This window comes from Ferruginibacter sp. (assembly GCF_031391665.1).
In the GTDB taxonomy this organism is placed as follows: Bacteria; Bacteroidota; Bacteroidia; order Chitinophagales; family Chitinophagaceae; genus Ferruginibacter.
The window spans coordinates 1-10856 of the sequence record NZ_JANMUN010000134.1; the positions used below are offsets into that span (position 1 = coordinate 1).

General features: G+C 36.9%; 6 protein-coding genes and 1 pseudogene. 1 reads left to right on the forward strand and 6 read right to left on the reverse strand.

Going from position 1 to position 10856, the window contains the following annotated elements; translation table 11 throughout:
- Nucleotides 1–114: 114 nt before the first annotated feature.
- From ACY651_RS09580 to ACY651_RS09590, 3 genes are all read right to left on the reverse strand, one after another.
- Nucleotides 115–831, reverse strand: coding sequence for a tRNA1(Val) (adenine(37)-N6)-methyltransferase (locus ACY651_RS09580; RefSeq protein WP_462252083.1), 717 nt, complete (start codon nt 829–831; stop codon nt 115–117).
- Between the two features lie 121 nt (nt 832–952).
- Nucleotides 953–2062, reverse strand: coding sequence for a tRNA (adenosine(37)-N6)-threonylcarbamoyltransferase complex transferase subunit TsaD (tsaD, locus tag ACY651_RS09585; RefSeq protein WP_462252085.1), 1110 nt, complete (start codon nt 2060–2062; stop codon nt 953–955).
- A gap of 277 nt (nt 2063–2339) precedes the next feature.
- Nucleotides 2340–3581: an ABC transporter permease gene (locus ACY651_RS09590; protein ID WP_462252087.1), complete on the reverse strand. Its 1242-nt coding sequence runs from the start codon at nt 3579–3581 to the stop codon at nt 2340–2342.
- Between the two features lie 324 nt (nt 3582–3905).
- On the opposite strand from ACY651_RS09590, the gene ACY651_RS09595 reads away from it, so the two are divergent.
- Nucleotides 3906–5492 (forward strand): peptide chain release factor 3, encoded by a 1587-nt coding sequence (locus ACY651_RS09595; RefSeq protein ID WP_462252089.1) that lies wholly within the window; start codon nt 3906–3908, stop codon nt 5490–5492.
- Between the two features lie 7 nt (nt 5493–5499).
- Here the strand turns inward: ACY651_RS09595 and ACY651_RS09600 are convergent, their stop codons facing one another.
- The 3 genes and pseudogenes from ACY651_RS09600 to ACY651_RS09610 form a co-directional block, all read right to left on the reverse strand.
- Nucleotides 5500–7071, reverse strand: coding sequence for a PKD domain-containing protein (locus ACY651_RS09600; protein WP_462252091.1), 1572 nt, complete (start codon nt 7069–7071; stop codon nt 5500–5502).
- A gap of 10 nt (nt 7072–7081) precedes the next feature.
- Nucleotides 7082–10552, reverse strand: a complete 3471-nt coding sequence (locus ACY651_RS09605; protein WP_462252093.1) for a PKD domain-containing protein — start codon at nt 10550–10552, stop codon at nt 7082–7084.
- Nucleotides 10553–10651: 99 nt separating this feature from the next.
- Nucleotides 10652–10856: pseudogene (locus ACY651_RS09610) on the reverse strand (hypothetical protein); the annotation flags it as partial.

The window sequence follows — 10856 nt, forward strand, 5'->3', positions numbered from 1 at the left end:
GGAATTAGGAATTGGTAATTTGGAATTAGGTTCGCAACCCCGACAGTGGTTATAAACCCTGTCGGCGGTTGATTAAGAAACGAAAAATATTATAATTGATCACAGCTTCTCATACTACAAGTGCAAATAGTAATCTTTCAATAATTCAATAAATTTTGCAGAATAATTTCCTTCTTCATTTTTTATAATTATTTCTTCTTGAATTGTTTCCAGTTTTTTTATTGAAAAAATAAGTATTGATCTGAAATGATTATGCTTTGGCGTTTGTTTTATCAATATTTTTTTGGTGAGATTGAAATTTATTTTTGCAGCTTCTTCTTCAAAATAATTACTTCGGTGAAAGGGTAGCAATACAGTAAAAAAACCAGCAGGCGATAAATTTGCATCAAAAACCTTTAGTAATGCAGTAAAAGTTAATGAGGTATCATGCTTTGCAAAATTTTTCTTTTCGTCACCCGATTTTAAATCGGCCTCAAAAAAAGGCGGGTTGCTGATAATGCAATCGTATTTTTTATTAGCCTGAAATTTTAAAATATCAGCATTGTAAATTGTAATCTTTTCTTTCCATGGCGATTGCTCAATATTTTCTTTTGCCTGTGTAAAAGCTTCGGCATCAATTTCCACTGCATCAATTATTGCGGATGTTTTTTGTGCCAGCATTAAAGAGAGTAAACCTGTTCCTGTACCAATATCTAAAATATTTTTTACAGGTAACTGCTGAATTTCATTGGCAACGTGAGCACCAAATAAACAGGCATCGGTGCAAACTTTCATGGCACATTTATCCTGGTGGATGGTGAATTGTTTAAATTGAAAATAGTTGTTGGCCACGGATTACAAGGGTTTATTTTGCCACCGGTTACACGGATTTACACGGATTAAATACAATTGAAAAAAAATTAAGGTATTCATTTTGTGAATTTTTATCCGTGAAAATTTATGTAATCCGTGGCTAACCCCATTCCGCTTTAGCAGTAGGACTAACACTTAAATCCGTAAAATCTTTTTCTAAAAATTTATAATAACCTGTTATGGCAATCATCGCTGCGTTATCGGTGCAGTATTCAAATGCCGGAATAAAAGTTTGCCAGTTCATTTTTTGGCCAAGCTCAGTAAAAGCTTTTCTTAAGCCGCTGTTGGCACTAACGCCACCGGCCAGGCAAATATTGGTAACACCGGTTTCAGCTGCCGCTTTCTTTAATTTATTTAGTAAGATGCTTACGATCCTGTTTTGTACGGATGCACAAATATCATTCAGGTTTTCGCCGATGAATTTTTTCTGCATGGCTTCATCAGCCAAAAATTCCTCTTTATAAACATTGCTGGCGCCAGCATTTTTTAAAAAATAAAGTATTGAAGTTTTTAAGCCGCTGAAACTAAAATTTAATCCCGGTATTTGTGGCTCAGGAAATTTAAACCGTTCTCCATTTCCAGTGGCTGCATATTTATCAATTAATGGTCCGCCGGGGTAAGGCAGCCCTAAAAGTTTTGCGGTTTTATCAAAGGCTTCGCCTGCTGCATCATCAATAGTTTCACCAATTACTTTTAGTTTAGAGGGTGATTCACACAACACAATTTGTGTATGCCCGCCACTAACGGTTAAACATAAAAAAGGGAAGGCCGGTTTTTTTTCTGCAATTAAATTGGCCAGCACATGTGCCTGCATGTGGTGCACAGCAATTAATGGTTTATCTAATGCCAATGCTAACGATTTTGCAAACTGTGCACCTACTAATAAAGAACCAATTAAACCGGGTGCCTGTGTAAATGCAATGGCGTTGATAGATGATAGTTGACGGTTTGCAGATGACAGTGCAGCATCAACAACGGGTACAATATTTTGCAGGTGTGCCCTGCTGGCCAGCTCAGGCACAACGCCGCCATATTTTTCATGCACCGATTGATTGGCAATATGATTGGATAAAATTTTTCCATCAACACACACTGATGCCGATGTATCATCGCAACTGGATTCGATAGCTAAAATAGTAATGCTGTTGCCCCTATCTTCTCCCTCCGGTGCCGGGATAAATTCCGGGGAGTTATCCGCAGTGTATACCATTTTGCAAAAATAGTTTACTTCAAAGAGATAGAAGGTATTTTATCTTGAAATAATCAGCAGAAAAATAGAAATAGTCTCAATAAAAATTCAGTAATGTTCAGTAAAGATATTAAGTACAAGAGTGCGACGCCAATGAAGTTAAATAGAATTACTTAAGTCCGGCTAAAAAAATAATCAATATTAATTTCTCAATTTTTAACTTTATAATCTAACAAAATACTTACCACTTCAATCTTCTCCATATTCAAGTTCCCCCTTCAGGGGGCGGCGGAGGGGGTTAACTCCTTATCGCCACCACCGGATCCATTTTTGCGGCTCTCCGTGCAGGTATGATGCCTGCTAAAATACCCACCACAATACAAATGATAACAGTTGTAACAAGCATAGGCACAGAAATATATACCGGAAATTTTAGTGGCCCCGAAAGTATTAAGGTAAGAATGTAAACAAAGAATAAACCAAAGGCGCCGCCAATGATACAAAGCAATGCGGCTTCCATTAAAAACTCAAATAAAATGCTGGCTTTTTTTGCACCAATAGCTTTTTTTAATCCAATAACAGGTGTACGTTCTTTAACCGTTACAAACATAATATTAGCAATACCAAACATGCCCACAATTAAACTGATGCCGCCAATTACTGCACCTACCACATTCAGCATTACAAAAGATTCGGAGATAGCTTTGCTGAACGCTTCCACACTGTTTAAAGAAAAATTATCTTCCTGCTTTGGTGCAATCCTTCTTATCTGCCGCATTATTCCTGTAAGCTCATTTATTAATGCAGTAGGTGTTACACCTTCTTTTCCTTTTGCAATTAATACCGGGTTACTCCATTCAATAGGAAAAATTTGCTTGCAATATTTATAAGGCAGCATAATGCAGTTATCATAATCCCAGCCAATAAAATTTTTACCTTCTTTTCTTATTACCCCAACAACGGTGGTCTTTCTTCCTTTTACATCAATTTGTTTTCCTAATGCCCTTTCGGTATTGCCAAATAAAGCTTCGGCATTGGCAAAGCCAATTAAACAAACATTGCTGCCCGAATTAAATTCGCTGTTGGAAAAAAAACGGCCGTACTCAAAATTTATTGGTTGCACCGTCATTTGTGCTTCGGTTATTCCGTACACACTGGAGTTGCTTATTACATCGTCTTTATACTCAATGCTGCCGCCGGTGCGTAACAGCATCGATATATCATCTAACAAAGCCGAACGCTGTTTAATCATATCCGCTTCCTCAATTTTCATATTGGGCCTGGCCCTGTATTTCCATTGCGGCCTGTCTGGGCCACCACTGTATTCCCACTTATCAATATAAATTGTATTACTGCCCAGGCTTTTTACTTCGTTCTGAATATTTCTTTCTAAACTGTTAACTGTTGCCAGTACACCAATAATGCAAAAAATACCAAACGCAACACCGGTAAGGCTTAGCGCCGTACGCAATTTATTAACTTTTAATTCCTGCAGGGTTAACCGCAGCGAATTGGCCATTATGTTGAGTGATTTACTCATGTATCAAAAGTACGTGATGAAAATGAATTGAAAAGGGGAAATGTATGAACGGGAGCCCCTGTCTCCGCCGCGGCGGAGAACTTAGTGCGGCTCAATATTAGTAAAGCGATAACTTTCAAAATTTGCTATCCTCTTTTTTTGTAACGAGCATAAGGAATTCTGTTAGGCATTGTTGCGTCGCACTCGTGTGCCGCATACCATTGGGCAGCTTTTATCGTAGCGTATGGGCAGTATTTTGTATGGAGCTTTTTTACTTCTCAAACCTTACCTTTGCCGCCAATAAAATTGGATTTCTGCGCTATCTGCGAAATCTGCGGGCAAATCATGAAGTACATCAACGAAATAAACAAACGCAAAACATTCGCTATCATCTCTCACCCCGATGCCGGTAAAACCACCTTAACAGAAAAGTTTTTGTTATTTGGCGGCGCCATACAAACTGCCGGTGCGGTAAAAAGCAACAAAATAAAAAAACATGCCACCAGCGATTTTATGGAAATAGAAAAGCAGCGTGGTATTAGTGTGGCTACAAGTGTAATGACGTTTGAGTACGATGGTCACTTAATTAATTTATTGGATACCCCCGGCCATAAAGATTTTGCCGAAGATACTTACCGCACTTTAACCGCAGTAGATAGTGTAGTGCTGGTAATTGACAGCGTTAATGGTGTGGAAGCACAAACAAGAAGATTGATGGAAGTAATTGCCATGCGTAACACACCGGTAATTGTTTTCATAAATAAAATGGACCGGGATGGTAAAAACCGTTTTGATCTTTTAGAAGAAATAGAAAATGAATTAAAAATTAATTTGCACCCAATGACGGTGCCCATCAACAGCGGTAAAGATTTTAAAGGTGTGTACGATCTGCATAAAAAAAGTTTGGTATTATTTACTGCAGGCACAAAAGCTAATGATGAAGATGTAGTGGAAATAAAAGATTTAAACGATACCATTTTAGATGCAAAAATAGGAGATAGAGATGCTGCCACATTACGTGAAGATGTTGAATTAATTGATGGTGTGTATGGCGAATTAAGTGATGCCGATTATTTATCGGGCAAAACTGCACCCGTATTTTTTGGCAGCGCTGTAAATAATTTTGGTGTAAAAGAAATGCTGGATACTTTTATCCGCATTGCACCAACGCCAAGACCACGCCATACTACAACAAGAGATATTAAACCAGAAGAAGATAAATTCAGCGGATTTATTTTTAAGATACATGCCAACCTGGACCCAAAACACAGAGACAGAATTGCATTTTTAAGAGTGTGCAGCGGCAGGTTTGAGCGTAACACCTATTACCATCATGTGCGTATGGACAGGGATTTTCGTTTCAACAATCCTTACAGTTTTTTGGCCCGCCAAAAAGAAGTTATCGAAGATGCTTACCCCGGCGATGTGGTGGGTTTATTTGATACCGGCAATTTTAAAATTGGCGATACCATGACGGAAGGCGAAGATTTTTATTTTACGGGAATACCCAGTTTTAGTCCGGAGATATTTAAAGAGGTGGTGAACAAAGATCCGATGAAAACAAAACAATTGGAAAAGGGATTGATACAATTAACCGATGAAGGCGTGGCACAATTGTTTACCCAGTTTGGCGGCAATAAAAAAATTATTGGTTGTGTGGGTGAGCTGCAGTTTGAAGTTATACAGTACCGTTTATTGCAGGAGTATGGTGCATCGGTACAAATGAACAGCCTGCCATTTTTTAAAGCCTGCTGGCTTACCAGTAAAGACCCTAAAAAGTTAGAAGATTTTATCCGTTACAAACAAGCCAATATTGCTGCAGATAAAGACGGCCACATTGTTTACTTAGCACAAAGCGAATGGTTTTTAAATACCGAAAGACAAAATAACCCTGATATTGAATTTCATTTTACGAGTGAGATACATAAATAAATTTGGGTTAGGGTTTAAAAATAAACCGCACCATACCGTTACTCGTTTTGCTGCTGCTGATGCTTATTTCGTAGCGTTTACCTGCATCATAAACTATCATTAATGCGGTGTTAGGTGGTATGCTGCCCAGGTTTTCGGCATACATAATTAATTCATTGCTTCCACCATTTTTGTTAACAGGCAGCATAAATGTTTTTGGTTTGTCGGTTAAAAACAAATGCGTAGCCATTACTTTATTGTTATAAACAATGGTAACAGAGTCGCCGTCAATTTCAGCATTATCATAAAAAGTTACGGCAACAGAATCACCGGTTACTGCTATTTCTTTTAAAAGATTATTTTCTCTTTTTTCAGGAAGCAAAGCAGTGGTGTTGGTTTGTTTACCAGTATCAGTATTTATGGTAACAATATTTTCTGGTGCTGATAAAGCAGGAGTTGCAATTACAATTGTTTGCTGCGCTGTATCGCTGCAGCCATTTTTATTTTTAGCAATAAGCATTACCTCATAACTGCCCGGTTGTTTATAAGTATGGATTATCTTTTTTTCTTTATCAGAAATTGCACCATCTCCAAAAAACCATTTGTATTGTAGTTTTTGTTTGTTGGTAATGTTAAAGCTGAAAGTATTTTTTTCTGTTTCGCTTTCATAAGTAAAAGCTGTTGTTGGTTTGACAACAGTAAAAGTTTTTTCTACAGTAATTTCTTTTCCATTGGTACCTGCAGCAATTAGTTTAACCCTGTAACTGCCTTCATTTTTATAAGTATGAAAAAATGATTCTTTAGTTGCAGTACTTTTATCGCCTAAATCCCATCTGTAAGATTTAATATTTTCGTTGCTGGTAATTTTAAATTGTACCTTATTGCAGTTGGTAATGAAGTAGGTGAAATCGGCGGAGGGGTTGGGGTTCATCGGAGAACTTTCTTTATTCTCACTAATTGAAACTGGAATTAATGAAATATCATCAAGGGCAAAATCATTACCTCCCAGTTGAGTATTCAAATCTATTAAGGAAATTATTGCCTTTGTATTATTAACCGAACTCCATTTTGCATTAAATTCTTTCCATTTGCAGGTGACTGAGCCTGTAGAGAATATTTCCCCAACCGAAATGCCGTTTATTAATAATTGTAATTTAGCCGGGCTTGCAAAATAAATTGATTGTACCCAATATGTAAAATCATAATTAGTATTGATTTTTACATTTACAGTTTGTTTCCAAATTATTTCCCCTTTTTTTCCAGCTCCGTTAACCAGCATCATATTTCCTTTGCCTGATGTATGGTCTGTACATGGTGCAGAACCCGGATTCCATAGCAAAGGATTTGAACTGATAAAATACTCACCTTCACCAGTGTTATAAGAAGATGAATAATAATCCGATTTAAATCCTGTATTGCCCAAACTAAAATCACCGTTAAAAATTAAGTTATTGTTAGCTATATCAGCAGCATCGCTACTTACGATGCTTTTTGCAGAAAATAAAAAATTTAAAGAAAATGAAATAAAATGGTGAACTGATTGGGCATTTGCCTGAATCAATATTAAAAAACTAAAATTTAAAAGTATTATTTTTCGCATTAATAATTTTCTACCTTATCAAAATTACATTCCCTTTTTTCTCTACAGTACCACAGGCTGTTTTTGCTTTTATATAGTACACATAATTGCCCAGCTCTGGTTTATTACTTTTGTATAAGCCATCCCAGCACTTATTGGGATTGTTGGTGTAAAATACTTTTTCGCCATAGCGGTTATAAATAAAAAAATCTAACTGTTCAATAATGCCCCAGTATTTTATTCCAAAACAATCATTTTTACCATCGCCGTTGGGTGTAAAACTGTTGGGCATATAATAACCACTGTTGCCTGTTTTTGTTACTGTAACAGTAAGTGAATCATAATCAGAACATCCAAAAGCATTATCTCCCTTAACAATATATTTTGTTGTAGTGATAGGTTTTGCTACAGGATTATAAATAGCAGCATTGTTTAATCCTATGGCAGGAGTCCAGGTGTATTGTGCAGCACCGCTAGCCAGTAAATTTGCAAATTCTATGGAGCAATCAATATCGTTTGATTTAGACACAGTAACCACCGGTACAGGATTTACTGTTACCGTGGTAAAAAGCGTTGCTGATACATTACAATTGGTTTCGGTAATAGTTACCGAATAATTTGTTGTAGTACCAGTGGTTGTTGCCGGGTTAGCAATTACAGCATTGCTAACTAAATTTGCCGGGTTCCATAAGTAGCTGTCGCCACCGGATGCATTAAGTTGTACAGCCGTGCCAAGACAGGTTGATTTAGATGGCGAAACGGTAAATACAGGTGCAGGCCGCAAAGTAATTTTTACCGAATCGGTATTGCTGCAGGTGTTTACATTATTATTGGTAACAGTAACAATATATTTTGTTACCGGTGCAGTTGGTGTAGCTACCGGGTTGGCAATATTTGCATTGTTTAAAGTGGCTGCAGGCGACCATGCATAACTGGTACCACCAGACGCATTTAACTGAATTGAAGAATTTTTACAAATAGTTGTATCAGCAGTTTTTGTAATTACAGGTTTGGGTAAAACAGTAATATCAACAAAATCTGAAGCAAAACAACCATTTACTGTTGTGCCATTAACGGTATACCGTGTATTTGTTTGTGGTATTGCTAATGGATTTGCAATATTGGGGTTGGATAACCCAGTTGCTGGTGTCCAAACATAAGTTGAAGCACCCGTTGCATTTAACTGAACGGGAACCCCGGCACATACACTAACATCTGCAATAGTGTTTACAACCGGTGTATCCACAGTAATTTTTACACTGTCTCTTTTAATAGAAACAGGTGCAAAGGAAATATCATCTAATGCAAAATCGTTACCCCCTGCAACTGTATTTAAATTTACAATTGAAATTATTGCTGTTGTATTACTGCCCGAATTCCAGTTAGAAAAAAATCTTTGCCAGTTACAGGTTGTGGAACCTGGTGAAAATACTGACCCAATTAAAATATTATTAATCGAAAATTGAAGTTGTGCAGGCTCGGCAAAATAAATTGATTGTACCCAACAGGCAAAATTGTAGTTTGTATTTGCAGTTACATTTACTGTTTCTCTCCAAACAATTGTACCCGGAGTGGTTGCTCCATTCACCAGCATCATATTTCCACCACTTGAGGTATGGTCAACACATGGAGCAGCACCAGGGTTCCATGCTACCGGATTTGTGCCAATAAAATACTCACCTTGTATTGTATTGGTAGATGCATAAGTATATGCAGATGTAAACCCTGTATTTCCTGCACTAAAATCCCCATTCACAATTATGTTATTGCCCAAAACTTCTGCAGTATAAAAATAAGTTATATTGGTCGGGGCAGATGTGGTTGGATTACTTAATGCTGGGTTATTTAAGTAAGTAGTGGGAGACCAGCAAAAATTACCAGATGACTGCGCCCTTAATAATTTTGTGCTGCCAAAACAAATAGTAGTATCGGATGTAAGTACAATATCTGCATTTGATAATTGAAGCGAAATTATTTTTGTAATTGTATCAGGGCATGTAGCATTATCAATATGATATTTTACAGTATAATTTCCTAATGCTGTATAAACATGAGTTGGATTGTTACCCAGCAAAGTATTTCCGTCGCCAAAAGACCAGTATGGATTTACCGGGTTTGCTCCTGCTGTAAAAAATTGTACAGATAATGGATTGCAAACATTTTGCTGATAAGAGAAATCAAAATTTGCAGCAGGAAGAACTGTAACTGTTACACCAGACTGAGCAGTACATCCATTAATGGTGGTTCCGGTAACAGTGTAGCTTGTGGTAGCAGCTGGTGTGGACACCGGATTAGCAATTGACGGATTAGAAAGGCCTGTAACTGGAGACCAGCTGTAAGTCGCAGAACCAGTTGCGTTCAATTGTGCAGAACTGCCTGTACAAATGGTGGTATTGCCTGTTGCAGAAACCACAGGTGCATCCACAGTAATTTTTACGCTATCTCTTTTAATGGAAACCGGTGCAAAGGAAATATCATCTAATGCGAAATCATTTCCTCCTAATACCGTATTTAAATTTACAATTGAAATTACAGCAGTAGTATTATTTCCTGAATTCCAATTAGAAAAAAATCTTTGCCAGTTGCAGGTAACAGAACCGGGTGAAAACACAGGGCCAATTAAAATATTATTTATTGAAAATTGCAGTTGTGCTGGCTCAGCAAAATAAATTGATTGTACCCAACAGGCAAAATTGTAATTTGTATTTGTAGTAACATTCACGGTTTCTTGCCAAACAATTGTGCCAGGTGTTGCTGCCCCATTCACCATCATCATATTTCCGAAACCTGTTGTATGGTCGGTGCATGGTGCAGCACCTGGATTCCATGCTACTGGATTAGTTCCAATAAAATACTGCCCTTCCGATGTGTTAGGTGTAGTATGTGTGTACCCAGATGTAAAACCCGTATTGCCTGCACTAAAATTCCCATTAACAATTAAATTATTCCCTAAAACTTCTGCTGTATAATAATAAGTAATATTTGTTGGGGTAGATGTAGTGGGGTTGTTTAGTAAAGGGTTGTTTAAATAAGTTGTTGGGGTCCAGCAAAAATTATTTGATAGCTGTGTCTTTAATAATTTAGACGTACCTAAGCAAATAGTGGTATCATTTGTAGTTATTAATGTATTGTCGTTTTGTAAGTTTATCGAAATATTTTTGGTTATAGTATCACTGCAGGAAGGCCCAAATAAAATCATCTTTACAATATAATTTCCATAAGCTGTATATACATGAGTTGGAGAATTTAAAGTACTGTGAGGGGTTAAATCTCCAAAATCCCACTCAACAGAACTAAACAGTGTGGTACTGGGGATAAACTTTACGGAAGATGGGTTACAGGGATTAAATTCGAAAGAAAAATCCCCATTAAATAAACAGGGTATTAAAATTGTTTGTGCAGAGCGAGGTGAAATTAAATTAATAGGGGCGGCAATAAAATTTTTTTGTGAAAAAACAGCGGTAGAAAAAAATATAAAAATTAGAAAAACTAATTTTCTCATAGTAGATACTTTTTGGAAAAAATGAATTATGAATAAATATACATTATAATTTATTCATAATTCATTTTTAGCGTATAATATTTTTTAAGAATTGTAGAACTACTCCTTCAGCGTAAACGCAACAACCCCATTACTATTTTTCGTACTGCTGATATTTAATTCATAACGTTTTTTACCATCATAAATTATCATCAATGCAGTGTTGGGAGGAATGCTGCCTAAGTTCTCTGCATACATCACGAGCTCGTTACGACTGCTGCCCGGGGCTATCTTGATATAAAAGGTGAGGGGTTTATCTGTAAGC

Bases quoted from the DNA above. Each gene is read 5' to 3' on its own strand.
- ACY651_RS09595 (WP_462252089.1), top strand. From the start codon at position 3,906: ATGAAGTACATCAACGAAATAAACAAACGCAAAACATTCGCTATCATC.
- ACY651_RS09605 (WP_462252093.1), bottom strand. From the start codon at position 10,552: ATGAGAAAATTAGTTTTTCTAATTTTTATATTTTTTTCTACCGCTGTT.
- ACY651_RS09590 (WP_462252087.1), bottom strand. From the start codon at position 3,581: ATGAGTAAATCACTCAACATAATGGCCAATTCGCTGCGGTTAACCCTG.
- tsaD (WP_462252085.1), bottom strand. From the start codon at position 2,062: ATGGTATACACTGCGGATAACTCCCCGGAATTTATCCCGGCACCGGAG.
- ACY651_RS09600 (WP_462252091.1), bottom strand. From the start codon at position 7,071: ATGCGAAAAATAATACTTTTAAATTTTAGTTTTTTAATATTGATTCAG.